Origin of the sequence: Halomonas sp. SL1 (assembly GCF_003030865.2) — a bacterium.
GTDB classification, from domain to species: Bacteria; Pseudomonadota; Gammaproteobacteria; order Pseudomonadales; family Halomonadaceae; genus Halomonas; species Halomonas halophila.
The window spans coordinates 240,632-264,559 of record NZ_PYUQ02000012.1 but is presented as its reverse complement, the minus strand read 5'-3'; the positions used below and the strand labels follow the sequence as shown (position 1 = coordinate 264,559).

21 protein-coding genes and 4 tRNA genes are annotated in these 23,928 nt (G+C 64.7%); 7 read left to right on the top strand and 18 right to left on the bottom strand.

Going from position 1 to position 23,928, the window contains the following annotated elements:
* Nucleotides 1-178: 178 nt before the first annotated feature.
* The 10 genes from C9J49_RS07515 to C9J49_RS07470 form a co-directional block, all read right to left on the bottom strand.
* Nucleotides 179-1,999 carry a SurA N-terminal domain-containing protein gene (locus C9J49_RS07515; protein WP_107181845.1) on the bottom strand — a complete coding sequence of 607 codons (1,821 nt, stop codon included), beginning with the start codon at nucleotides 1,997-1,999 and terminating at the stop codon, nucleotides 179-181.
* 178 nt (nucleotides 2,000-2,177) lie between these two features.
* A complete protein-coding gene (locus C9J49_RS07510; protein WP_016855018.1) occupies nucleotides 2,178-2,450 on the bottom strand; it encodes an HU family DNA-binding protein in 273 nt (90 codons plus the stop codon).
* Nucleotides 2,451-2,627: 177 nt separating this feature from the next.
* Entirely contained in the window at nucleotides 2,628-5,036 is a 2,409-nt protein-coding gene (lon, locus tag C9J49_RS07505) for an endopeptidase La (RefSeq protein WP_107181844.1), read from the bottom strand.
* Between the two features lie 164 nt (nucleotides 5,037-5,200).
* Nucleotides 5,201-6,478: an ATP-dependent Clp protease ATP-binding subunit ClpX gene (gene clpX / locus C9J49_RS07500; RefSeq protein ID WP_035593428.1), complete on the bottom strand. Its 1,278-nt coding sequence runs from the start codon at nucleotides 6,476-6,478 to the stop codon at nucleotides 5,201-5,203.
* 76 nt (nucleotides 6,479-6,554) lie between these two features.
* Complete coding sequence (gene clpP, locus C9J49_RS07495; protein ID WP_016855021.1) at nucleotides 6,555-7,175, bottom strand: ATP-dependent Clp endopeptidase proteolytic subunit ClpP; 621 nt, start codon at nucleotides 7,173-7,175, stop codon at nucleotides 6,555-6,557.
* 234 nt (nucleotides 7,176-7,409) lie between these two features.
* Nucleotides 7,410-8,765 (bottom strand): trigger factor, encoded by a 1,356-nt coding sequence (tig, locus tag C9J49_RS07490; protein ID WP_107181843.1) that lies wholly within the window; start codon nucleotides 8,763-8,765, stop codon nucleotides 7,410-7,412.
* Nucleotides 8,766-9,071: 306 nt separating this feature from the next.
* Nucleotides 9,072-9,146: transfer RNA gene (locus tag C9J49_RS07485), tRNA-His, on the bottom strand.
* A gap of 23 nt (nucleotides 9,147-9,169) precedes the next feature.
* A tRNA-His gene (locus tag C9J49_RS07480) sits at nucleotides 9,170-9,244 on the bottom strand.
* 50 nt (nucleotides 9,245-9,294) lie between these two features.
* Nucleotides 9,295-9,371, bottom strand: a tRNA-Arg gene (locus C9J49_RS07475).
* 68 nt (nucleotides 9,372-9,439) lie between these two features.
* Nucleotides 9,440-9,516, bottom strand: a tRNA-Pro gene (locus C9J49_RS07470).
* Between the two features lie 263 nt (nucleotides 9,517-9,779).
* Here C9J49_RS07470 and folD point away from each other — a divergent pair.
* The 4 genes from folD (at nucleotide 9,780) to C9J49_RS07450 (ending at nucleotide 12,980) form a co-directional block, all read left to right on the top strand.
* Nucleotides 9,780-10,640, top strand: coding sequence for a bifunctional methylenetetrahydrofolate dehydrogenase/methenyltetrahydrofolate cyclohydrolase FolD (folD, locus tag C9J49_RS07465; RefSeq protein WP_035593433.1), 861 nt, complete (start codon nucleotides 9,780-9,782; stop codon nucleotides 10,638-10,640).
* A 144-nt stretch (nucleotides 10,641-10,784) separates the two neighbouring features.
* Nucleotides 10,785-11,258: an S-ribosylhomocysteine lyase gene (locus C9J49_RS07460; RefSeq protein ID WP_046078594.1), complete on the top strand. Its 474-nt coding sequence runs from the start codon at nucleotides 10,785-10,787 to the stop codon at nucleotides 11,256-11,258.
* A gap of 42 nt (nucleotides 11,259-11,300) precedes the next feature.
* Nucleotides 11,301-12,035 carry a 5'-methylthioadenosine/S-adenosylhomocysteine nucleosidase gene (mtnN, locus tag C9J49_RS07455; RefSeq protein WP_046078593.1) on the top strand — a complete coding sequence of 245 codons (735 nt, stop codon included), beginning with the start codon at nucleotides 11,301-11,303 and terminating at the stop codon, nucleotides 12,033-12,035.
* 3 nt (nucleotides 12,036-12,038) lie between these two features.
* Nucleotides 12,039-12,980 (top strand): alpha/beta hydrolase, encoded by a 942-nt coding sequence (locus tag C9J49_RS07450; protein WP_107181842.1) that lies wholly within the window; start codon nucleotides 12,039-12,041, stop codon nucleotides 12,978-12,980.
* 97 nt (nucleotides 12,981-13,077) lie between these two features.
* On the opposite strand, the gene pyrC is transcribed toward C9J49_RS07450, so the two are convergent.
* Nucleotides 13,078-14,115, bottom strand: a complete 1,038-nt coding sequence (gene pyrC, locus C9J49_RS07445; RefSeq protein WP_046078591.1) for a dihydroorotase — start codon at nucleotides 14,113-14,115, stop codon at nucleotides 13,078-13,080.
* A 350-nt stretch (nucleotides 14,116-14,465) separates the two neighbouring features.
* On the opposite strand from pyrC, the gene C9J49_RS07440 reads away from it, so the two are divergent.
* Nucleotides 14,466-14,888 (top strand): hypothetical protein, encoded by a 423-nt coding sequence (locus C9J49_RS07440; protein ID WP_035593445.1) that lies wholly within the window; start codon nucleotides 14,466-14,468, stop codon nucleotides 14,886-14,888.
* Between the two features lie 23 nt (nucleotides 14,889-14,911).
* Here the strand turns inward: C9J49_RS07440 and C9J49_RS07435 are convergent, their stop codons facing one another.
* Both C9J49_RS07435 and C9J49_RS07430 read right to left on the bottom strand, forming a co-directional pair.
* Complete coding sequence (locus tag C9J49_RS07435; RefSeq protein ID WP_107181841.1) at nucleotides 14,912-16,165, bottom strand: FAD-binding oxidoreductase; 1,254 nt, start codon at nucleotides 16,163-16,165, stop codon at nucleotides 14,912-14,914.
* A gap of 69 nt (nucleotides 16,166-16,234) precedes the next feature.
* On the bottom strand, nucleotides 16,235-16,690 hold the full coding sequence (locus C9J49_RS07430) for a TerB family tellurite resistance protein (RefSeq protein WP_046078589.1): 456 nt from the start codon (nucleotides 16,688-16,690) through the stop codon (nucleotides 16,235-16,237).
* A 13-nt stretch (nucleotides 16,691-16,703) separates the two neighbouring features.
* Between C9J49_RS07430 and C9J49_RS07425 the strand changes: the two genes are divergently transcribed.
* Nucleotides 16,704-17,165 (top strand): DUF3592 domain-containing protein, encoded by a 462-nt coding sequence (locus C9J49_RS07425; protein ID WP_046078588.1) that lies wholly within the window; start codon nucleotides 16,704-16,706, stop codon nucleotides 17,163-17,165.
* A gap of 48 nt (nucleotides 17,166-17,213) precedes the next feature.
* On the opposite strand, the gene C9J49_RS07420 is transcribed toward C9J49_RS07425, so the two are convergent.
* Entirely contained in the window at nucleotides 17,214-18,122 is a 909-nt protein-coding gene (locus C9J49_RS07420) for a hypothetical protein (RefSeq protein WP_146612972.1), read from the bottom strand.
* Between the two features lie 280 nt (nucleotides 18,123-18,402).
* Here C9J49_RS07420 and C9J49_RS07415 point away from each other — a divergent pair, with 280 nt between their 5' ends.
* Nucleotides 18,403-19,098, top strand: coding sequence for a lipopolysaccharide kinase InaA family protein (locus C9J49_RS07415; protein ID WP_107181839.1), 696 nt, complete (start codon nucleotides 18,403-18,405; stop codon nucleotides 19,096-19,098).
* Nucleotides 19,099-19,101: 3 nt separating this feature from the next.
* Here the strand turns inward: C9J49_RS07415 and C9J49_RS07410 are convergent, their stop codons facing one another.
* From C9J49_RS07410 to C9J49_RS07395, 4 genes are all read right to left on the bottom strand, one after another.
* A complete protein-coding gene (locus tag C9J49_RS07410) occupies nucleotides 19,102-20,061 on the bottom strand; it encodes a hypothetical protein (RefSeq protein WP_181454260.1) in 960 nt (319 codons plus the stop codon).
* Nucleotides 20,058-21,218 carry a glycosyltransferase gene (locus C9J49_RS07405; RefSeq protein ID WP_107181838.1) on the bottom strand — a complete coding sequence of 387 codons (1,161 nt, stop codon included), beginning with the start codon at nucleotides 21,216-21,218 and terminating at the stop codon, nucleotides 20,058-20,060. The genes C9J49_RS07410 and C9J49_RS07405 overlap by 4 nt, the downstream gene beginning before the upstream one ends.
* 103 nt (nucleotides 21,219-21,321) lie before the next feature.
* Nucleotides 21,322-22,227: a glycosyltransferase family 8 protein gene (locus C9J49_RS07400; RefSeq protein ID WP_107181837.1), complete on the bottom strand. Its 906-nt coding sequence runs from the start codon at nucleotides 22,225-22,227 to the stop codon at nucleotides 21,322-21,324.
* A complete protein-coding gene (locus C9J49_RS07395; protein WP_107181836.1) occupies nucleotides 22,227-23,534 on the bottom strand; it encodes an O-antigen ligase in 1,308 nt (435 codons plus the stop codon). Before C9J49_RS07395 ends, C9J49_RS07400 begins: the two co-directional genes overlap by 1 nt.
* Nucleotides 23,535-23,928 lie beyond the last annotated feature (394 nt).

Here is a 23,928-nt window from a genome sequence, read left to right as displayed (position 1 = left end):
GCTCCGCGCCCCAGGACGACGCCTCAACGAGGGTAAAGCATGAAAGATAACGGTATAAATAGCGAGCCGACTGGCTCGGTCAGATTCGCTGCGACAACACGAACGACAGACACGAAAAAAGGGGGCCGAAGCCCCCTTCTTCCTCTTGCCTCTACCGTGGCGCGAGTCGAGTCGACCGTCAGGGACGCTCGATCTCGGCCTGCTCACGCAGATGGTCGAGCAGGCCGTTGACCGCCGCCTGGGAGCGCAGCTGCTGGGCCATGCGCGCCACGAAGGACTCGATCTGCGCATTGGCCTCGCCCTCGGTGACGGACTCCAGCCCGATCAGCACCACCCGCTGACCGTCGTTGGCACGGCCGTAGACGGTCTCGCCCTCCGACGGATGCGGCAGACGGAAGGCGGCCTCGATCACCGGTTGAGCCAGACCGCTCTCGGCCTGGCGGCTCAGCGATTCGGCCCGCTGCCAGTCGAGTCCCAGGGTCTCGCCGCCACGCAGCGACGCGAGCATCTCGTCGGCGCGCGCCTCGAGGGCCTCGCGGGTCTTCTCGGCCTCGACGGCCGCCACGACACGGTCGCGCACCTCGTCCAGCGGCAGCGTGGTGGCATCGCGATGCTCGACCACGCGCAGCACCATGCGGCGATCCTCGTCCAGCTCGATGACCTCGCTGTTGAAGCCCTCTTCCAGCACGTCATCGCTGAAGGCCTGGCGCATCACGCCCGGCTCCGACAGCACGCCGTCGACATCATCACGGCTCACCCAGTCGCTCTGGCGACGCTCGAGACCGAGATCCTCGGCCACGCTGGCCAGGTCCTCGGCGGCGAAGCTCTCGTCGATCAGCCGCTGGGCCTTGTCGTTGAAGGCGTCTTCGACCTGCGCCAGCGCCACGTCCTGGCGCAGGCGGTCGCGGGCCTCTTCGAACGGCGGGCGATCGAGCTCGGTGACCTGGATCAGGTGCAGGCCGTTGTCGGTCTCGACGATATCCGACACCTGCCCCTCGTCGAGCGCGAAGGCCGCGTCCTCGAAGGCCTCGCCGAAGAAGCCGCGGCCGATCACGCCCAGGTCACCGCCGGCATCGCTGGTCGAGGTATCGTCGGAATAGTCGGCGGCCAGATCGGCGAAGGCCTCGCCGTCGGCCAGCCGGGACTTGACCTCCTCCAGGCGGGCCACCGCGTCCTCGCGGCTGCGCTCGTCACCGAAGCTGACCATGATGTGGGAGACACGGCGGTCGGCGCTGGCCGCTTCATCCTGCCAGGCCTGGCGCAGGTCCTCGTCGCTGACCTCGACGTCCTCGGCCATGGCCTGCTTGTCGAGCACCACGTAGGCCAGCTTGACCTGCTCGGGGCGCTGGTAGGCGTCGGCATGAGCCTCATAGTAGGCCTGGAGGTCGGCGTCGTCGATATCGGGCGCCGCCTCCAGGTCGGCCGGGGTCAGGGCATAGTGACGGAAGGTGCGCGCCTGACGCTGCAGCTCGGCGAGGCGCTCCTGCTCGCTCGGCAGGCTGAACTCGCTGATGACCAGGCCCTGCTGGAGCTGGCGACGCTTCATGTCCTCGCGCAGCTGGGCGCGGAAGGAAATGGGCGTGAAGCCGGCGCTGGCGAGACGATTCTTGAACAGCTCGCTGTCGAAACGGCCGTTGGCGTCCTGGAACTCCGGCAGGGTGACGATCAGCTGGTCGATCTGGGCATCGGAGAGATGCAGGCCGCCCTCCTCGGCATACTGGGTCAGCAGCTGGTTGGTGATCAGGCTGTCGAGCGTCTCGGCCCGCAGCTGACGCTCCTGCTCCGGCGGCACCTGGCCGCTGCGGATCGCCCGCTGCACCTGCAGCTCGAGCTGCTGACGCGTGATCGGCTCGCCATTGACCGTGGCGACCTCCTCAACGTCGCTGTTCAGCAGCCCCACCAGGGACTCCACGCCGAACAGGGCCATGGTCACCACCACGGCGCCGACCAGGATCTTGGCACCCCAACTGGTGGAGCGGTCACGAATACTTTGCAGCATGCAGGCCTCTGCGGATCAAGTGGTTCGGGACGCCCATCTTACAGGCGTCCACCTTGGCCACGCGACGGCGAGCACAGCACGCTCGGCGCCTGCGGGGCTCCGAAAACGAAACAGGCGCACCGCGACAGCGGTGCGCCTGTAGGGAAACGTCGGTCAGGAAGACGGCAAGGCCGTGTCCTTAGTTGACGGAATCCTTGAGCGCCTTGCCGGCCTTGAAGCTCGGCACCTTGGCGGCGCTGATCTCGATCGGCTCACCGGTCTGCGGGTTACGGCCGGTACGCGCGGCCCGCTCCTTGACGGTGAAGGTGCCGAAACCCACCAGGGAGACGCTGTCGCCCTTCTTCAGGCTGTCAGCCACGGCGTCGACCATGGCGTCCAGCGCACGGGAAGCGGCTGCCTTGGGAATATCGGCAGACGCAGCAATGGCTTCGATCAGCTCGGACTTGTTCACACTTCACCCCTTGACTGTTACGTAAATTGGCTCTAATCGGCGAGACTTACGGCTGACTGACGCGATCACAGCATGGCGATAGTTTATAGCAATGCGATGAAAGACGTGTCAAGCAACCTTCCCTGACAATCCCCGTCATGCCGGGGTTTTCACCCCGGCAAGCAGGAAAAAATGTCGTCAGTGTGTACTGATCATCGAGTGAGAAGAGGCCTTGTCTTCCGCTCGAGATTCTTCATCCTGGCCACCGGTTTTTTCACCCAGGGCGGTCTCGAGAACTTCGTCGATCCAACGCACGGGCCGGATGTCGAGTGCCTGCTTGATGTTGTCCGGGACCTCTTTCAGGTCGCGGCGGTTCTCTTCAGGAATAAGCACGGTCTTTATACCACCGCGCCTGGCGGCCAGCAATTTCTCCTTGAGCCCGCCGATCGGCATCACCTCGCCGCGCAGGTTGACCTCGCCGGTCATGGCCACGTCGCAGCGTACCGGGCGGCCGGTGTAGGCAGAGATCATCGCCGTGACCATGGCGACGCCGGCGCTCGGACCGTCCTTCGGCGTGGCGCCCTCCGGCACGTGGATGTGCAGGTCTTCCTTCTCGAACCGTTCGGGATCGATGCCGAAGCTTTCCGCCCGCGCCCGCACCACGGTCTGGGCGGCGCTCACGGACTCCTTCATCACGTCGCCCAGCGAGCCGGTCTTGTTGATGCGCCCCTTGCCGGGCGTCACCACCGACTCGATGTTGAGCAGCTCGCCGCCCACCGAGGTCCAGGCCAGGCCGGTGACGCGACCCACCTGGTCCTCCTGGTCGGCCAGGCCGTAGCTGTAGCGACGCACGCCGGCATAGGCCTCGATGTCGGCGGCAGCGAGGATGGCCGGCGCCTGGGCGCCTTCCTTGCCTTCCTTCTCGATGCGCTCGCGCAGCACCTTGCGGCAGACCTTGGCGATCTGGCGCTCGAGCTCGCGCACGCCGGCCTCGCGGCTGTAGTAGCGAATCAGCTCCAGCAGGGCCTCATCGGCAAAGCCAAGCTCGTCGTCCTTGAAGCCGTTGGCCTTGAGCTGCTTGGGCACCAGATAGCGCTTGGCGATGGCGAGTTTCTCGTCCTCGGTGTAGCCGGGCAGACGAATCACTTCCATGCGGTCGAGCAGCGGGCCGGGGATGTTCATCGAGTTGGCGGTACAGATGAACAGGGTCTCGGACAGGTCGTAGTCCAGCTCCAGGTAATGGTCGCTGAACTTGTCGTTCTGCTCCGGGTCGAGTACCTCGAGCAGCGCCGAGGACGGGTCGCCGCGGTGGTCCATGCCCACCTTGTCGACCTCGTCGAGCAGGAACAGCGGGTTCTTGACCCCGGCCTTGCTCATGCGCTGGATCGGCTTGCCGGGCAGCGAGCCGATGTAGGTGCGGCGGTGGCCACGAATCTCGGACTCGTCACGCACCCCGCCGAGGGCCAGGCGCACGTACTTGCGGTTGGTGGCGCGGGCGATGGAGCGCCCCAGCGAGGTCTTGCCGACGCCGGGCGGGCCCACCAGGCACAGCACCGGGCCCTTGAGCTTCTTGACCCGCTTGTGCACGGCCAGGTACTCGAGAATGCGCTCCTTGACCTCCTCGAGGCCGTAGTGATCCTCGTCCAGCACCTTCTGGGCGTGGGCCAGGTCATGGCGTACCCGGGTGCGCTTCTTCCACGGCACCGCGATCAGCCAGTCCAGATAGGAGCGCACCACCGTGGCCTCGGCGGAGGACGGCGTCATCATCCGCAGCTTGCCGAGCTCCTGACGCGCCTTCTCGGCGGCGTCCTTGGGCATCCCGGACGCCTCGATGGCCTGCTCGTACTTGTCGGCCTCGTTGGGCGCATTCTCGAGCTCGCCCATCTCCTTCTGGATGGCCTTCATCTGCTCGTTCAGGTAATACTCGCGCTGGGACTTCTCCATCTGGTCCTTGACCCGCGAGCGAATCCGCTTCTCCACCTGCAGCAGGTCGATCTCGGACTCGATCAGCGCCATCAGATGCTCGATGCGGTCGCGCACGCGATCCATCTCGAGCAGCTGCTGCTTGTCGTCGATCTTCAGCGACAGGTGGGCGCAGATGGTGTCCACCAACCGGCTCGGATCCTCGATGCCCGACAGCGAGTTGAGCACCTCGTTGGGCACCTTCTTGGACATCTTGACGTACTGCTCGAACTGGTTGAGCAGCACGCGCACCAGGGCATCCTGCTCGCGCTCGGACAGCGGTTCGCTGTCGCGCAGCACCACCTCGGCGCGGCTGTAGCCGTCGTCGACGGACAGGATGTCCTGGATGTCGGCCCGGGACTCGCCCTCGATCAGCACCTTGACGGTACCGTCGGGCAGCTTGAGCAGCTGCATGATCTCGGCCACGGTGCCGATGTCGAACAGATCCTCGTTATCCGGATCGTCCTTGCTGGCCTCACGCTGCGCCACCAGCAGCACGCGCTTGTCGGCCTCCATGGCGGCTTCCAGGGCCTGGATGGACTTTTCACGGCCGACGAACAGCGGGATGACCATCTGCGGGTAGACGACCACGTCCCGCAGCGGCAAAAGGGGCAGACTCAGGGTCTGTTCGGCGTTCTGCTGCATCGCAGACCTTCCTCAAACGATCAGTGGAGATACCCAAGGAATGGGGGCGATGACGCGGCATTGCAAGGCCAAGGCAATGACGGCGCAAAGAAAAGGGCCGCCGAGGCGGCCCTTGGGTCGACGCGGCCCGATCGCGGGCAGCGCACCGGCGCGAGACGGGCGTCTCAGCCGTCGGTGCCGTCGACCTTCTGCGATTCCTGCTGGGAGTAGATCAGCAGCGGCTCGCTTTCGCCGGCGATGACGGAAGCATCGATCACCACCTTGGAGACGCCTTCCAGGGAAGGAATCTCGTACATGGTGTCGAGCAGCACCGACTCGAGGATGGAGCGCAGGCCGCGCGCCCCGGTCTTGCGCTCCATGGCCTTGTGAGCCACCGCACGCAGCGCGTCCTCGCGGAAGTCGAGCTCGACGTTCTCCATCTCGAACAGCCGGGCGTACTGCTTGATCAGCGAGTTCTTCGGCTCGGTGAGGATCTGGATCAGCGCATCCTCGGTGAGCTCGGTCAGGGTCGCGATCACCGGCAGACGGCCGACGAACTCGGGAATCAGGCCGAACTTGACCAGATCCTCGGGCTCCACGTCCATCAGCAGGTCGCCGACACCCTTGGTCTCGTCCTTGCTCTTCACCTCGGCGTTGAAGCCGATGCCGCCCTTCTCGGCGCGGTCACGGATGACCTTGTCGAGGCCGGCGAAGGCACCGCCGACGATGAACAGCATGTTGGTGGTGTCGACCTGGACGAACTCCTGCTGCGGATGCTTGCGACCCCCCTGGGGCGGCACCGAGGCGGTAGTGCCCTCGATCAGCTTGAGCAGCGCCTGCTGCACGCCCTCACCGGAGACGTCCCGGGTGATGGACGGGTTATCCGACTTGCGCGAGATCTTGTCGATCTCGTCGATGTAGACGATGCCGCGCTGGGCCTTGTCCACATCGTAGTCGCACTTCTGCAGCAGCTTCTGGATGATGTTCTCGACATCCTCGCCGACGTAGCCCGCCTCGGTGAGCGTGGTGGCATCGGCGATGGTGAACGGCACGTTGAGCAGCCGCGCCAGCGTCTCGGCCAGCAGCGTCTTGCCACTACCGGTCGGGCCGATCAGCAGGATGTTCGACTTGCCGAGCTCCACTTCGTCCTTGGACGCATAGCGCAGCCGCTTGTAGTGGTTGTAGACCGCCACCGACAGCACCATCTTAGCGCGGTCCTGGCCGATCACGTAGTCGTCGAGGGTGTGACGAATCTCGCGGGGGGCAGGCAGACGCTCCTCGTCGCTCTCGGCATCGGCATCGAGCACCTCCTCGCGAATGATGTCGTTGCACAGATCGACACACTCATCGCAGATATAGACGGACGGGCCGGCAATCAGCTTGCGCACTTCGTTCTGGTTCTTGCCGCAGAACGAGCAGTACAGCAGCTTGCCGCCTTCGTCCTTGCCTTTGCCGTCGGCCATTCGCGTACCTCTCTCGCAGCGGCGGCCCGTGGGCCGCCGGGAATCACGTAATCACAGCGTGGTTGATTTCACGCTATCAGGATGTCGGCCGCTTATCCAGCACGGCGTCGATCAGGCCATATTCCGCCGCCTGAGGGCCGCTCATGAAGTTGTCGCGGTCGGTATCCCGGGCGATCGTCTCGAAGTCCTGACCGGTATGATCGGCCAGGATCTGGTTGAGCTTCTCGCGAATACCGAGGATCTCGCGGGTGTGGATCTCGATGTCCGAGGCCTGACCCTGGTAGCCGCCCAGCGGCTGGTGGATCATCATCCGCGAGTTGGGCAGGCAGTAGCGCTTGCCCGCCGCGCCGCCGGCCAGCAGCAGCGCACCCATGCTCGCCGCCTGACCGATGCACACGGTGGAGACGTCGGGCTTGATGAACTGCATGGTGTCGTAGATCGACATCCCCGCGGTGACGGAGCCACCCGGCGAATTGATGTACAGATGGATGTCCTTGTCCGGGTTCTCGGACTCCAGGAACAGCATCTGTGCCACCAGCAGGTTGGCCGTGTAGTCCTCGACCGGCCCCACCAGGAAGATCACGCGCTCCTTGAGCAGGCGGGAGTAGATGTCGTAGGCCCGCTCGCCGCGTGCGCTCTGTTCGACCACCATCGGCACCAGGCCGCCGGCGGATTGGGTATCGAACTCGTTGCTCATGGTGATGTCCTTGCGTCCGATGTGTGGGGGCGACACCAGTAGCCCGCCGGGCTGGGCTGATCTCGCGGGGTCACGGAGTTTTCATACCTCAGGGAAAGGTGGGGGTGAATAGCGCACTATTCAACGCCGCGCCTCGCCGATGGCGAAAAACGCCATGCGTCACCGCCGATCAGCGACATCCCGGCAGGACGTCCACCCTTCCGCCCACGGCGGGCGGAAGGGTGAAAGCGGCCATCAGGCCTGGGCTTCGGCCTCGTCGGCCTCTTCGTCGTCGGCCTGGCCACCCTGCTGCTGAGCGGCGGCCAGCGCATCCTGGTAGCTCATCTCGACGTCCTTGACGCTGGCCTGGCCAAGCAGCACGTCGACGGCCTTCTCCTCGAGGACCGCGGACTTGACCTGATCCTTCATCTGGTCGTTGCCCATGTAGTACTCGACGACCTGCTGCGGCTCCTGGTACTGCTGAGCCAGCTCCTCGACCTTGGCCTTGATCTCGTCGTCGGAGACGTCGAGCTCGTTGACCTTGATCACTTCGGCCAGCAGCAGGCCGATCTGCACGCGGCTCTTGGCCTGCTCGGCGAACAGCTCGTCCGGCAGCTGGCTGACGTCGAAGTCCTCGCCGAGGCCGAACTGCTGAGCGGCCTGACGCTTGAGACCGTCGGTCTCCTGCTGAATCAGGGCCTGCGGCACCGGGATGTCGTTGGCCTGCTTCAGCGCCTCGAGCACCTGCTGCTTGACGCGATTGTCGACGGCCTGGCTGGCCTCGCGGGTCATGTTCTTGGTGATCTCGTCACGGAACTTGGCCAGATCACCGTCTTCGACGCCGAACTTCTCGACGAAGGCCGCATCGATCTCGGGCAGGGCCTGGGCCTTGACGCCGTTGACCTTGACCTTGAAGGTCGCTTCCTGACCGGCCAGCTGCTCGGCCTGGTAATCCTCGGGGAAAGTGACCTTGAGCTCCTTTTCCTCACCGGCCTTGGCGCCGATCAGCTGCTCTTCGAAGCCGGGGATGAAGCTGCCGGAACCGATCACCAGGTCGTGACCCTCGGCGCTGCCGCCTTCGAACGGCTCGTCGCCCAGGTAGCCCTGGAAGTCGATGTTGACCTGATCGCCGTCCTCGGCAGCACGCTCCACCTCTTCCCAGGCGGCGTTCTGCTTGCGCAGGGTCTCGATCATCTCGTCGACGTCGGCGTCGGTGACCTGGACCACCGGACGCTCGACTTCGGTGCCCTCGATGGAGGCCAGCTCGACTTCCGGATAGATCTCCAGGGTCGCGGTGAACTCGAGATCCTTGCCCGCCTCGTTGACGTGGGCTTCGATCTGCGGGTTACCGGCCGGGTTCAGGCTCTCGTCGGTGATGGCCTTGACGTAACGCTCGCGCATCACCTCACCGACCACCTCGTCGCGCACGCCACGGCCGTAGCGCTGGCGGATCACGGACATCGGCACCTTGCCCTGACGGAAACCATCCAGGCGCACGTTCTTGGCGGCGTCCTTGAGGCGAGCGGCAACGGCATCGTCGATTTCGGCGGCCGGCACCTGCACCGTGATGCGGCGTTCAATCTGGGAGGTCGTATCGACGGAAACTTGCATGAATTGTCCTCTGCCGACTGGGGCGTTCAGTGTGTAAAAAAGCGCTGCGTGAAGAGCGTTGAAACATTCAAGGGCAAGGATTCTATGAATCCCGCCCAGCAGTGGCAAGCGCCATGCACGAAGTTATGGGGGCGATCACCCGATTAGACAAGGGGATATCGTCGATTCTCCGTGCCCTGGTCCGACCGGACGCGGCAATCGCAGCTGCCGGAAACGACAAAATCGCCGCCCACCTCGAAATGGATGGCAGCGTCACGAAGCGATAACGACGGGAGATCACTGAAAAACAAAGAAGAAGGGAGGCAATGGGGTGGATGATGGGGATCGAACCCACGACCACCGGAGCCACAATCCGGGGCTCTACCACTGAGCTACATCCACCACTGCCTGGGGTGATATCGAAATGGGGTGGATGATGGGGATCGAACCCACGACCACCGGAGCCACAATCCGGGGCTCTACCACTGAGCTACATCCACCATTTCGATTTCGCTCGACCGACACGAGACCGCTTAGACGCTATCTGGACTGGCACGCCCAGCAGGACTCGAACCTGCAACCTACGGCTTAGAAGGCCGTTGCTCTATCCGGTTGAGCTATGGGCGCATTCTACGTTCCCGAGCATCTTACCGCAAGCAGAAAATTGAACTTTCTTCTATTCAATCAACAGCTTGTGGTCGGGGTGGAGGGATTTGAACCCCCGACATCCTGCTCCCAAAGCAGGCGCGCTACCAGACTGCGCTACACCCCGCCGGCTCTTGCACGGCCTCGACGCCGCCGCAGGGGCCTCATCGAGCGCTGCGTATTTTACGGATCTCTCCGCGCTCGTCAAGCCACAATGCCCTTTGATCAGGATGTTAGCCGATCCTCCTTTGTCTTCATCACCGCCCGCCTGCTCCCCATGACCGCCCTGCCCCGCGGCCGGTCCCCGAGATCGCTTTGCCTGAACGCCGGCTCATGCGAAAATCGCCGCTCTTTTTCTCACCGTCTTCTTTTCACCCAGAGGGAAACTCGATGTCCGCCCAACTGATCGATGGCAAGTCCATTGCCGCCCGAGTCCGCCAGCAGGTCGCACGCCAGGTGCAGGCACGCCGCGAGGCCGGAGCACGGGTCCCCGGGCTTGCCGTCGTGCTGGTGGGGCAAGACCCGGCATCCGCCGTCTACGTGCGCAACAAGCAGCGCGCCTGCGAGGAAGCCGGCATCCAGTCGATCAAGTACGAGCTGCCCGCCGAGACCTCCCAGGCCGAGCTCGAGGATCTGGTCGATCGCCTCAACGCCGACACGAGCGTCGATGGCATTCTGGTCCAGCTGCCGCTGCCCGACCACCTCGATTCGCGCCCGATCCTCGAGCGCATCCTCCCCCACAAGGACGTCGACGGCTTCCACCCCTATAACCTGGGCCGACTCGCCCAGCGCCTGCCGCTGCTGCGTCCCTGCACGCCCAAGGGCATCATTACCCTGCTGCAGGACACCGGCGTGGACGTGCGCGGCCTGGACGCCACCGTGGTCGGCGCCTCCAACATCGTGGGCCGCCCCATGGCCATGGAACTGATGTTGGCCGGCTGCACCACGACCGTCTGCCACCGCTTCACCCGCAACCTCGAGGAGCACGTGCGTCGTGCCGAGTTGCTGGTGGTCGCCGTCGGCGTGCCGGGGCTAGTCAAGGGCGAATGGGTCCGTGACGACGCCATCGTCATCGACGTGGGCATCAACCGCCAGGACGATGGCCGCCTGATCGGCGACGTGGAGTTCGAGCCCGCCGCCGCCCGTGCCAGCTACATCACGCCGGTCCCCGGCGGCGTGGGGCCGATGACCGTGGCCTCGCTGCTCGAGAACACCCTGCTCGCCGCCGAGATGCACGACGCTCAAGCCTAACTCCCTCTTGGGGTCAGACCCTTCAGTCCCCCTTGGGGTCAGGCCCCGGCAACAGGGCCACGGAGACCGGCGCCTGCCGTGCACCCGTGGCCCGATTTCGTTAAGATGTGCCGCTGATTTCCACCGACTCGCGAGGTCCGCCCGATGAGCGACAAGATGAACGTCGAAAGCTTCAATCTCGACCACACCAAGGTCAAGGCGCCCTACGTCCGTCTGGCCGGCGTCACCGTTGGCCAGCACGGCGACGAGATCACCAAGTACGACATGCGCATCTGTCAGCCCAATCAGGACCACATGGCCATGCCCGGCCTGCACTCCCTCGAGCACCTGATGGCCGAGATGTCGCGCAACCATACCGACAAGGTCGTCGACATCAGCCCCATGGGCTGCCAGACCGGCTTCTACTGGGCGATGATCAACCATGACGACTACGAGGGCATCCTGACGCTGATCGAGAAGACCCTCGAGGACGTGCTCGAGGCCAGCGAAGTCCCCGCCTGCAACGAGATGCAGTGCGGCTGGGCCGCCAGTCACAGCCTCGAGGGCGCCAAGGACATCGCTCGCGGCTTTCTCGCCAAGCGTGACGAGTGGGCTCAGGTCTTCGGCGAAGACGCCTGACTCCCTCCTTCTGACACCTCACTTCGCGGAGACACCGGATAGATGAAACGCATCGGCATCATCGGCGCCATGGCCCAGGAAGTCGCTCGACTGGCGGACATGCTCGAGGATCGCGAGACCCGCACCCACGTCGGCTCCACCTTCCATCACGGCCGCCTGCACGGCGTCGAGGTGGTGATCCTGCAGTCCGGAATCGGCAAGGTGAACGCCGCCATCGGCACCACCCTGCTGATGGACATGTATCAGCCGGAAGCGATCATCAATACCGGCTCCGCCGGCGGCTTCGGCGAAGGGCTCGAGATCGGTGACGTGGTGGTCTCCAGCGAGGTGCGCCACCACGACGTAGACGCCGTGGTGTTCGGCTATGAACATGGCCAGGTGCCGCAGATGCCGGCCGCCTATCTGCCCGACACGCGGCTGGTGACAGTGGCCCGCGAGTGCATCGAGGCGATGAACGAGGTCAACGTGGTCGAGGGGCTGATCGCCACCGGCGACGTCTTCATGGCCTGCCCCGAGCTGGTGGCGACCACGCGCTCACGCTTCCCCACCATGCTCGCCGCCGAGATGGAGGCTGCGGCCATCGCCCAGACCTGCCATCTCTACGGCTGCCCCTTCGTGGTGATCCGCGCGCTGTCCGACATCGCCGGCGGCGGCGACAACCATCTTTCCTTCGAGGAGTTCCTCGACAAGGCCGCCGACCACTCGACGCGCATGGTCACCGCCATGGTGGCCAGGCTCGCCGAACCGGCGACCGCGAGCGTCACCGTCGAGGACTGACGCATGCCACGCTGCCGCCTCCGCCTGCTGGGATTGGCCCTGTGCCTGCCCCTGCTGCTTGGCGGCTGCGCCAGCCAGCGCAGCACCGATGGCATCCCCGCCATCGAGGCCCAGGACAACCCCGCCAAAGCCGAGACCAGCTTCCGGCGGCTTCCCGACCGCGTCTACACACCGCCGGACTGGCCTGCCCCGCTGACCGCCCGGGTCTATCTGCCGGACACGCCGGGCGACGCCCGTCGCCCGGCGGCGCTGGTCGTCCACGGCGGCGGCTGGCAGCGACGCGACCCCGACGACATGACGCCGATCGCCGAGCGACTGGCCGCCCGCGGCTACGTGGTCACCAACATCGGCTATCGCTTCGCCCCCGACCACCGCTTTCCCGCCCAGCTGCACGACCTGCAGATCGCCATGACCTGGCTGCATGACAATGCCGACGCCTGGCGCATCGACACCGACCGCATCGTCGGCGTGGGCTATTCCAGCGGCGCCCACCTCGTCAGCCTGCTCGCGGTACAGCAACCCGGTTCCCCACTCGACCGCCCTCATGGCGGAGAGAGGACACGCCTGGCCGCCGTGGTGGCCGGCGGCCTGCCCAGCGACCTGATGAAGTTCGACGACGGCCGCCTGGTCAGGGAATTCATCGGCGGCACCCGTGCCGAGAAGCCCCGCGCCTATCGCCTGGCCTCCCCCGCCCGCCAGGTCGGCCCGCTGACGCCGCCCCACTTCCTGTTCCACGGCGATCGGGACAGCCTGGTCCCCGTGGATCACGCCACCGACATGTATCGTCGCCTCGACGCCGCCGGCGTTCCCGCCGAGCTTTACCTGCAGACATGGCGCGGCCATATCACCGCCTTCCTGACCCGCGACGACGCCATGGACGCCGCCCTGGCCTTCCTCGATGAGCAGCTCTCGGTTCCGGAGGCTGGTACGGGGTCAGACCCTTAAGTGGCCTTAGGGGTTCCGCCCCTAAGGCCACTTAAGGGTCTGACCCCATTCTGATCCTAATGCCGCTTAAGGGTCTGACCCCATTCGGTTCCGCCCGCTAGCCGCTCAGCTTCCAACCCAGCGTCTCGCCGGCCTGCAGCGGCACGATGACCTGGCCGTCGGGATAGGGCAGGCTCTCCGGCAGCGTCCAATCCTCGCGCACCAGGGTCACGGTGCCGGTGTTGCGCGGCAGGCCGTAGAAGTCGGGCCCATGGTGGCTGGCGAAGCCTTCCAGACGATCCAGCGCACCGGCCTGCTCGAAGGCCGTGGCGTAGAGTTCCAGGGCGTGCGGCGCGGTGTAGGCGCCGGCACAGCCGCAGGCACTTTCCTTGTCGCCCTTGGCATGGGGCGCGCTGTCGGTGCCGAGGAAGAACTTGCCGCTGCCCGAGGTGGCCGCCTCGATCAGCGCCTGGCGATGGCGCTCGCGCTTGAGGATCGGCAGGCAGTAGTAGTGGGGCTTGATGCCGCCGACCAGCATCTGGTTGCGGTTGAACAACAGGTGATGGGCAGTAATGGTGGCCGCCACGTTGGCCGGTGACTCGGCCACGAAGGCCGCCGCGTCGGCGGTGGTGATGTGCTCGAAGACCACCTTGAGCGACGGGTGACGCGCCAGCAGCGGCTTCATCACCCGCTCGATGAACGTCGCCTCGCGATCGAAGATGTCGATCTCGGCGTCGGTCACCTCGCCGTGCACCAGCAGCGGCATACCCAGCCGCGCCATGGCCGCGATGGCCGCATCGCAGTTCGCCAGGTCGGTCACGCCGGAATCGGAGTTGGTGGTGGCCCCCGCCGGATACAGCTTGACCGCCTGCACCCGCCCGGAGGCATGGGCACGCTCGATCTCCTCGGCCGCGGTCCGATCGGTGAGGTAGAGCGTCATCAGCGGCTCGAAGTCGAGCCCCGCCGGCACCGCCGCGAGGATGCGCTCGCGATAGGCCAGCGCCTGCTCGGTGGTGGTCACCGGCGGCTTGAGGTTGGGCATGATGATGGCACGGCCCATCTGCCGGGCACTGGCAGGGACCACAGCATCCAGCACTGCGCCATCGCGCAGGTGAAGATGCCAATCGTCGGGGCGGGTCAGGGTCAAGGAGGTCACGATCTATCCTGTCTCGGCGATTCCGGGGATGAAAGGGGCCGCAAGGCCCGGCGCTGGCGGCAGTATACAGGAAGCGGCCTCCAAGGCGGGATGCGGGATGTGAGAGGCGCAGGATGTGAGAGGCAATGCGCCATCGCCCTGCCCGACGGCCGGCCCCGCTGACGAACGCGGGTGCGCCGGCCCGCCGCGATGCCGTATCATAGGCGCCGATCCTGCCAGGCCTGTCGAGCCTTCGCCGCGACCCGCGGACGTGAGTCGCGCGACTGCCCGCGTCACGTCGGGCGGCCTTGGCCAAGAGGCCGGGCTCATGGCGGATCCGCGACACGTCCGACAGTTTCCTGGGAGAGAACATGCCGAAGGTTCGTCACTACGCCGACCTCGTCGCCATTCTGGCCGGCCTGATGTGGCTGCTGGTCTACTGGTCGGTGAGCTACTCGGTGTACATCGACAACATCGAGCCCACCATGGCGGCGCTGCTGATCGCGGGCAGCCTCATCATGATCAGCTTCGTGCACCGCCCGATTCGCGTGCTGCTGAGCCGCTACCACGTGCGCAAGCGACGCACCGAGATGTGGATGCACATCCTCGCCCTGCCCCTGGGCCTGGCGTTCTTGATCGCCATCCTGATCGAGCATCTCATCACGCCCATCGACGGCATTCAGAAGATGCTGCTGTTCAACGTGCTCGCCACCGCCGGCTGGCTGGTGTTCATCTTCACCCTGGCGGTCAAGCTGCTGATTCACATGATCAAGGAGAAGCGCAAGGCCCGCTAGCCAAGCGCTCCCCCCCGGCCGGTTCAGAAGCGGTCGACCCGGAAGGGTCGCATGTCGATCGCCGGCGCCTCCCCCGCCATCATCTGCGCCAGCAGCTGGCCGGTCGCCGGCCCCAGGGTGAAGCCCTGGTGGCCATGGCCGAAGGCGCACCACAGCCCCGCCTGCCCATCCACCGGCCCGATCACCGGCTTCATGTCCGGCGTGCAGGGCCTCGCGCCCTTCCAGGGCTCGGCGTCGAGCCGCTCACCGAGCGGATACAGACGACGCGCGCTGGCCTCCGCGGCGGCCAGCTGATCGAGATGCGGCGGCGCCTCCAGGCGCTCGAGCTCGGCACCGGTGGTCAGGCGGATGCCGGCCCGCATCGGCGCCAGCAGATAGCCGACCTCCGCATCCATCACCCAGTGATGCAGCCGCGCCTCGCCTCGACTGGCGTAATGCATGTGATAGCCGCGCTTGGGAAACAGCGGCAGCGACACCCCGAGGCGCGACAGCCACCGGCGCGACCAGGGGCCGAGCGCCAGCACCACCGATTCGGCCGACAGCGTCTCGCTCCCGATGCCCACCTGCCAGCCGCCGGCCCCCGTCGACAGCGTCTCGACCTCCGCCCGGACGATACGCCCGCCCTCGCGCTCGAACGCCTCGGCATAGGCCGAAACCAGCGCGCCGGGATCAGCTACCGTCCAGGGATCCAGCCAATGAATCGCCCCCGCCAGCCCGTCGTTCACATCGTTTCCCAGGCTCGGCTCCATGGCGGCCAGCGACTCGGCATCGAGGGCCCGATAGCGGACACCGAACCGTTCCGCGTTCTCTTCGGCTTCAGCGAGACGCGCCTGGAGCGCGGCGCGATGACGATATACCTCGAGCCAGCCCTCGCGGCGCACCAGCGACTCGGCGCCGGCGGCCTCGATCATTGCCCCGTGGGCATCCAGGCAGCGCTCGATCAGCGACGCATATTCAGGCACGATCCGCCGATATCGATCGGGGGCGGAGTGTTTCCAGTACTGCCAGAGGGGGCCGGCCGCCTCGAGCATGCCGCCGGGCCGATAGCGGATATCCACCTGGCGATTGGGCAGCACGCGCCACAGGGTGGCGAGATCCCGCGGGAAGGGATAGGGCCGCACCGCCTCGCGCTGGATGATGCCGGCGTTGCCGAACGAGGTCTCGCGCCCGGGGGCGCGCCGGTCCACCAGGGTCACGTCCTGCCCCCGCCGGGCCAGATGCCAGGCCACCGACACGCCGACCATGCCCGCTCCCAGTACAATGGTGCCGCTGCTCATCCGTTCATTCCCTTGTCGATGCTGTGACCCCATCATCCCCAAGAGCGCCGGAGCATCGCAAGCATGGCCTCATGTGTCGCCGCCTTCCGCCTCGATGCGGGCACGGATGAAGTCGCCGTGGCCGACGTGCAGCAGCTCGGCCAGGCGACGAATGCGGTGCTCCTCGAGCGGATGCTTGTCGCCGTCGACCAGCGCCAGCGACCACATCTCGCGAACCAGCGCGACCCGCTGGTCGTAGTCGCAGCCATCGCGCACCGCGCGCAGGAAGCGGTGGTGGTCCACCGCCGACTCCGTCTCGTCGCAGGCCTGGCGCACCAGCGCCTGCGCCTCCTCGCCGGGAAGCCCGAAGCGAGCGGCGAGAATCGCCGCGAGATGCTCGAGCTCGGCCTCTTCCAGGCGATAATCCGCGCGGATCACCTCGCACAGCAGCACCGCCGCCGCCAGCGCCTGGCCGGGCTCGGCCTGTTCAGACGACGCCGCCGGCGCCATCATGTCCTGAAAGAGCCGTTGCAAGGACTGGATCATAGGAACTCCCGACATGCCGAACATGATTCCCCTCATCGTCGCCCTGGCCTGCGGGCTGGGCGCCGCCCTGGCCGCACGCGGCGCCTGGCAACGACGCGACGTGAATCGCTGGCCCACGGCACTGGCGACGGTCGAACGCACCGAGGTGCAGGTCGTCGACGACCATCACCGCCGCGCCGACCGCGACGAGCATCCCAGGCGCTTCCTCGCCCGCCTCCACTACCGCTTCGAGGTCGAGGGGAACGAATATCGCTCTGACAACGGCCAGTTCGACGGCGTTCCCGACTTCACGAGCCGGGAAGCCGCCGAAGCGTTTCTCTCCCGAACGCCACCGGGCAGCCGGTTGACCGTTCGCTACGACCCCATGGGGCCCCATCTGACGCAGCATGGCGAACATCGCCAACCCACGGCCCGGCTTGGGCTGGCAGCGTTTCTGGGCGTGGCGGCGATTGGGGCGCTGTGGGTATGGTGGTGAGCTCGGCATCGACACCTGGAGCAGACAGGCCCAGGCTGGCGACGAACGTCACGGCAGCATCCGGCCGACCAGGCTGGCCAGGCGCAGTCGCCAGCGATGGCGCCGCTCCAGGGCCTGCATCATGCTCAGATCGTTGCGATCACGCCAGCTACCGCGATGCCGCTTGAACGCACGAGCCGTACCGAAAGACACGAACGTCAAGCCATCCAATACGACACGATGCCGGGCATCCTCGAGGAGCCGTGTGCGATCGGCACAGAAATGTTCGAACTCATCCGAGGCGATGACCCGGAGCGGTCCTCCCGTCAGCGAGACCGTCGCCTTGGTCAGCACATCGATATAGCGGGCCTTCCTCAGGCCGTACACCTGCATCAGCGCTTCCGGGCCGAACAGCACCTCTGGCGACGACACACCGGCCTGAGAGAGCAGGCCACGGAGTTCTGCGCTGAAGTCATGGGCAAGCTTCTCCCGCCGGGTATGCAGCGCATGGTTCAGGAAATGCCGGCCGCCGGGCGTCAGCACAAGCTCGGCGATACGCTCCCGTTCCTGCGGGCAGCTGAGCAATAACCAGCCCTTCTGCGCCACGCGCGCGGGGCGCCGCATGCCGACCGCCATGACCAGCCGTTTGACCACAAGCGGCGCCTTGTGCGGCCTCGAGCGGGGCCAACCAGGCGGCACGGGGTCCAGGCAACGCAACAGGTACTGCCAGCCGCCGGGCGACACCGACACCTCCTGCCTCTCGGTCACCACCCCGGGAAGAACCATCTCGCTGCTCCAGGCATCCTCCATGGGGGTCAGGGCAAGCAGCCTGGGGCCTTCCTGAGCCCCATCGAGCTCCCGGGCCGCGGTGACGACCGCCGACGTGGCACCGCTCTGAGCCATCGACAACACCTCTTTCTTCGGGCACACGCCTGCCGAGCGCTGGATAACGTCAGAAGCGTTCTTGACGTGAAGCACCCGGCCTCGGCGTATCGCCATGCCGCTGGACCGGCACAGCCGTTAACACAAGGTTACATTGTTAACATGCCGTCAGAATGATGGTTTTTCCCATGACAGCGTGATCAGGCGAGACGTGAGGAGGTCAGTCGAAAGAGGGGACGCTGATGAGGAACGGCATCTAGGCCCAGGACACCGAACGTACAAAATCGTGCTAAGCTGCAAACTTTTACGTCTAAAACCGATACATTGGCTAACCATTGATAACGACAATACGACACCGATCAAAGGCCGCAAGAGGATGAAACTTCTTGATCTGCCCTTCGATGACAGACGCCGACGCTACCTCGTCTTTCATGCGAATGGGCTACCCGAAAAGCTGCGTTTGGCCCGCACCACGACCACTGCAGCATTTGAAGAAGCAGGGAGCAGCCGGTTCTATTTGTCACAGGACGGCCGAATCCTGGCCAAAGTCGTGCCCGATAAATACGCCAAGCGCCAGGCACCGATCAAATGGCTGGGTCGCGATTACGTAGAGAAACGCTTGATGCTGCAGTCGGATGCTCGCAAGGAATACCTGAGCCTTCACATCCTCCGTCAAGCCGGACTCGCCACGCCCCACTGTCACGGCTGGGGGCTATCGCTCAACCCGGGCAATCGCAACGCCTCGCTGCTTCTGATGGAACACCTGCAAGACGCCCGACCCGCCGGCGAAGTCTTCGAAGCCAGCGACGAACCAAGCCGGCTGCGTTTCCTGAAACGCTTCTGCCGCGAGATCGACATGCTCGCCCAGGCAGGCTTTGTCCACCGCGACTTGCACTACGACAACCTGCTGATCCGCGCCGATGGGCGGCTTATCTGGATCGATACCCATGTTCGCCGGCTACCACGAAAAAGAGCCGACCAATGGCCGGCTCTCGAAGCGTCCTTGACAGTGGACAAGCTGCGCGGGGAAAAATACCGACGCCATTGCATCGCCTTGCTCAAGGCAACATGACGATCACGCCTTACTACCAGGCAAACCAGCCTCACTGCCTGCACATCGAGGCGAGGGCCACTCGAATCCTTCCGGATACCCCTGCGGGTCGCGCTCGCCCGGCAGGAACTCCGGCACGCAGTCACGCAGCGCGACGCGCAATCGCGCCAGGGCGGCATCTCCCTTGGCCCCACCCACGACCCGCTGCCACCACTCGCGATGCACCGCCTTCACGCGAACCGGCACCGATGGAAGCCCCAGGCGCTGCGCCATAGCCAGGCGATGCAGGCCACGATTGATCTTGATCAACCGGCCCTCACGACTGACGGCCACCCCCAGCTCATCCTTGCCCCGCGAGGCATCGAACCCGCGGGCCGCCATGTCATCCAGAAAACTGAGATAGACCCGCAGATAAAACAGAATGCGCTGCTCGGAGTCCAGCAGCACGCCTTGCTGGTGGGATGACCAGGGATGCCCCTTAGCCAGACGTTCACGCAATGAGGCAAAGCGCTCGGTTCGCGACAGATCGTCACGATGCTCGTCCAGATCACTGATGAACCGATAGCGCGAGCTGAAACACAGGTTGCCACGACGCTGATCCCAGTCGCCCTCCCAGATGAACGCCGAGGAAGAAGGCCGTGAACGGCGGGGATAGCCGCGCCAATCGGTGCTGCGAATCAGCTCGCGAGGATCGACCTGCAGCAACAAGTCATCGCCCAGACATTGCTCCATGGCACGCCGTGGCAACCCTCGCTGTTCCAGCCAGTCGGCGCCAACAGCCTGGCGCCGCCATCTCCGCAACACGCGACACTCGAGCCGAGTGGCCACTCGCGCGAGAAATGCCTCGCGAATGGCCACCTGCCAACGGGCCCGACGAACCCGCCAGCGCAGCCTGTCATCATAAAGCGGGGCAAACGCCGGGTCTCCAGCAGGTGCCAGCGGCACCGAACGCAAGACCTCGGTAAGCGAATCCTGATTATTCATGAGGGCGATGCTGTCTTCCCTGAAGCGATGAAGGCCGCTGCGACGGTGCTGGGCCGAAAATCCTCCAGCCAGGCTTCCTGGATGGCAGGCTTGTCGCGATCGAGGGCTTGGCCAATGCCCTCCGCCAGCCCCTCGACCGAATGCGGTGTGATGCAGGCCTCGAGATCGCCCTTGAGGATCTCGCGAATGCCGCCGGGGCAGTCGACGCTGAGCACCGGCGTATCACAAGCCAGTGCCTCGAACAGCACGATGCCCATGCCCTCGAAACGCGAGCTGAGCACGAACAGCCGGGCATGGTGCATCCACGGGTAAGGATTGGCGCGCTGCCCCGCGAAAATCACGCGCTCGGCGATCCCCAGCGCCTCGGCCAGTGCCTCCAGCCGCTCACGCTCCTGCCCATCGCCCACCAGCACCAACGGCATCGACGTACCGGCCGCCGCATAGGCGCGTAACAACAAGGCATGATCCTTGGCCGGTACCAGGCGGGCGACGTTGACCAGATAGGGGGCATCGGGCAGATCGGGCTCCGGCTCAGCCATGGCCTGACGAATGCCGTCGATCGGGCAGGGATTGGGAATGACCGTCACCGACGCCGGCGTGAAGCCCCAGCTTTTCGCGGCTTCGTCGAGGCTCTCGGCCACGCCGTGTGACACCGTCACCAGGTGACGGCGGTCAAAGAGGCAACGACTCATCAGGTGCCCACGCCAGCCGATCTTCTCCACATGCAGGATGTTTTCCAGCACATAGCGCGCTCGATCATCACGGAAGGTCCAGACGAGTTCGAAGGTGCCAACGCCGCGGAAGACGATACGATCGAAGCGCCCATACCGACGCTCGGCCCAACCTAGCCAGCAACGAAAGACCCAGCCGCCCATCACACCGGTGCCCAGGAAAAGCGAGCGCTTCATGAGCGGGTTGATAACGAGGCGAGCGAACAGCTCCAGCAGCAAGCCGACACCGGTCAGCCGGCTCCACCAGCGCAGGTTGAGCCGATGCACTCGTACTTCGTCGCGTGCCGGACGCAGAGGATCGGCCACCTCGCGAAAACTGAGCAGATGGCTCTCGTGCCCAGCTTCCGCGAAGGCATCAGCCAGGTTGACCGCCACACGCTCCATGCCGCCCATTTTCAGGGAGCGGACAACGACCAGGGTACGCATCAAGTGCTCAACTGGATGGTGGGCATAGAAGTATTGACACTTGGCAAATGAACGGTCAAACGATCCAGATAGTGCATCATTCCAATCCGTGAAAATATCGGGCCTATGATCGCGTCAACTTTCGACGCCGGCGAATCTTCGGCCGTTTCAACGCCAGACGAAGGCGCTTGCCCAACGGGAGCGTAGACCGCAACGCGGCTTTCCTGATGGGCCAAGGAGTGAGGTTTGAGTAGGCGATGAAATCATCCTGAAGCGGATGAACACACGTCGCATGCCATGGTTTGACCGCTCCAATGAAATGCACGATACGTGGATACCGAATGGCAGCTTCCAGATCAGGCAAGTACTGGATGAGATGTGCGTATCGTTTTTCTACTGCCGCGTATGCAGTTGGCTGGAAATTCCAGTCCGCCGACAACCTACGCCACTTGCCGTCCAGCACCTGATTCAAGGCATCCTGGTCTGGATAACGCAAGCCCTCGCCGTTTTGCTCGAGAAATGCCAGCGCCTGCTCAGCAACTCGTCCATTCCGCCATGCAACCAGATTCACTAGCATTACCCCGGAGTTGAAGTAGTTGTCGGGGTCACGCCGGGTGTTTTTGCTGGAGGGGTTGCACAGATCCATAGCCGCCGCGGCGACGTCACCCGCCAATGGCAGGTTCCACAAGTCCTCTAGGCTCCCGAGCACCAGAGTATCGCAATCCAGATAGATGACACGCTCGCAATCCTCCGGGAGATAGCGATGCATCAACAATCGAAGCAAAGCCGCGACACCGAAGCGGCCAGCTTTCACCCCCTGCAGCTCCTGGACATCAACCTCGATGATGTGAAGAACGGCCCCGGCCGCCTCCACCAAGGCATGTAAACGATCCTTGGTGTTCTCCTCCAGGCCAGGAGTAAGCAAGAAGAAGCGCAACTGATCGGCACGAGAGGCATTCGCCATCGCCGAGGCCATCACGACGGCACCATGACGGGCATAGCCCTCATCGGCACACAGCAAGACATTCATCACGATGCCACCTCTTTCCCGTTACGCGCACCAAACAGGTAAAAGGACATCCCCACCCCACCGACGATGATGTAGAAGTACATTCCAGAGCTAAAAATCAGATAGGACTCAAAGACATTGACCACGAAGAAGAACGCCCAAGCCGACAAAAGCCCCAGGCCCCATTGACGTTGCCCCGATCGAAGCAAGGAATGGGTCCCTTTGAGAATCATCCCGGTCAGTAGCGCCAGCGCCAGCATCCCCAGGGCCCCATAGGCCAGCAGGATTTCCAGATAAGAGTTATGGAAATGCCCGAAGCGACGTTTCACCCAGCCCGGAAAGTCCCCCTCATCGATCAATGGATTGCGGCTTTTCGCCCCCCAGCCTGTCAAGGGCCTTTCCTGGACTCTCTCCCAAGCATACCACCAGGTATGGAGACGCACCCCGATACTGCTTCTTATGGAGACCTCATCAACATCACCCGCCTCAAGCGCTTGGATGGTCGTGCTCTCAGCCTCCAGCCGCTTCTCGAAGATCGGCGCGAGTGAGTATCCGGCCACCGCCAACGTGCTCGCCACGACGACGAGCGCCACCACGCCCCTGGCGCTCAATGCCCGGCGGTCACCCTGCCTGATGAAGAGATACACCAGCCCGACGAGCAGCAAGCCGGCCAGCACGATCGCCAGCGCCAGCCAGACCGCCCGGGTCTGGGTCACCACGACCCCCACCAGGCCCAGCAGCGTCACGACCAGCGCTGGCACCCACTCGAGCCCTCGGACGCGCCGCTGCAGGCATCGAGCCAGCCAGCTGCCCCCCATGATCAACACCAGGCCCAGGTAGAAGGCGCTGTGTTGAGCGTTCGTGTAGCCGAAATCCACTCGCCGACCCGCCAGCGCCGCCGCCCATGCCTCGGTGGTGGAATGAAACGCCAGGGACACCAGGAAACCCGCCAGGAAGACCCACAGCAGATACCTGGCCGCCCGCATGGAGCCCCGCAACCACCAGGCCACCGCGATGCACAGGAACAGCTTGGTGAAGTGCCTGGCGGCCTTCACCTGCTCATCGGCAAAGTCAGGGAAGCGCGCCACGGCGAAGACGTGCACCCCAGCCTGAAGCACGACGAACGACAGCAGCAGCAGGAACACGCGGTTCCACTTGACCGACGCTGCCGGTTCCGTGCACCAGGCGATGATGAAGCACAGGACGAACACCGACTCCGCCGCACGCGACAGGTCGAAATGGATCAACCAGGCGAAAGCGTAGAGGGATAGCGCCACCCAACCGATCGCGTGATTTGCTTTCTTCCAACCAGCCCGAGGCATCTCCATGCGACTTTCCACCAAACGATTCCCCTGCCATCAAAGGCCCAACCCGCGTGTGAACGCCTTACCTATTGGCAATGCACGTCAAGACGTCAATGCCGATAGTCATCGGCGTATCGGCGGACGATCTCAAAAGCAGCGAAGGGTATCAGACCTCATTACGCACGGCAGCACCAAGGTGATGCCATTCGGATGGCCGGTTTCTCGCTTACCTCAGCGCGCCTGCTCCAGAACACACTCCCGACGGGGCCTGGACAGCTCCTGGGGCATGCCCGCGATGTTGTCGGCGTTGGCGATGTTTACCTGCCGATGGCGGTACGGATACCACCATCGCAGGCCGCCGCCTTCAAGACCTTCCCACTCTTCCGATAGGGAAGGATGATGCGTGGAGAGCGATCCT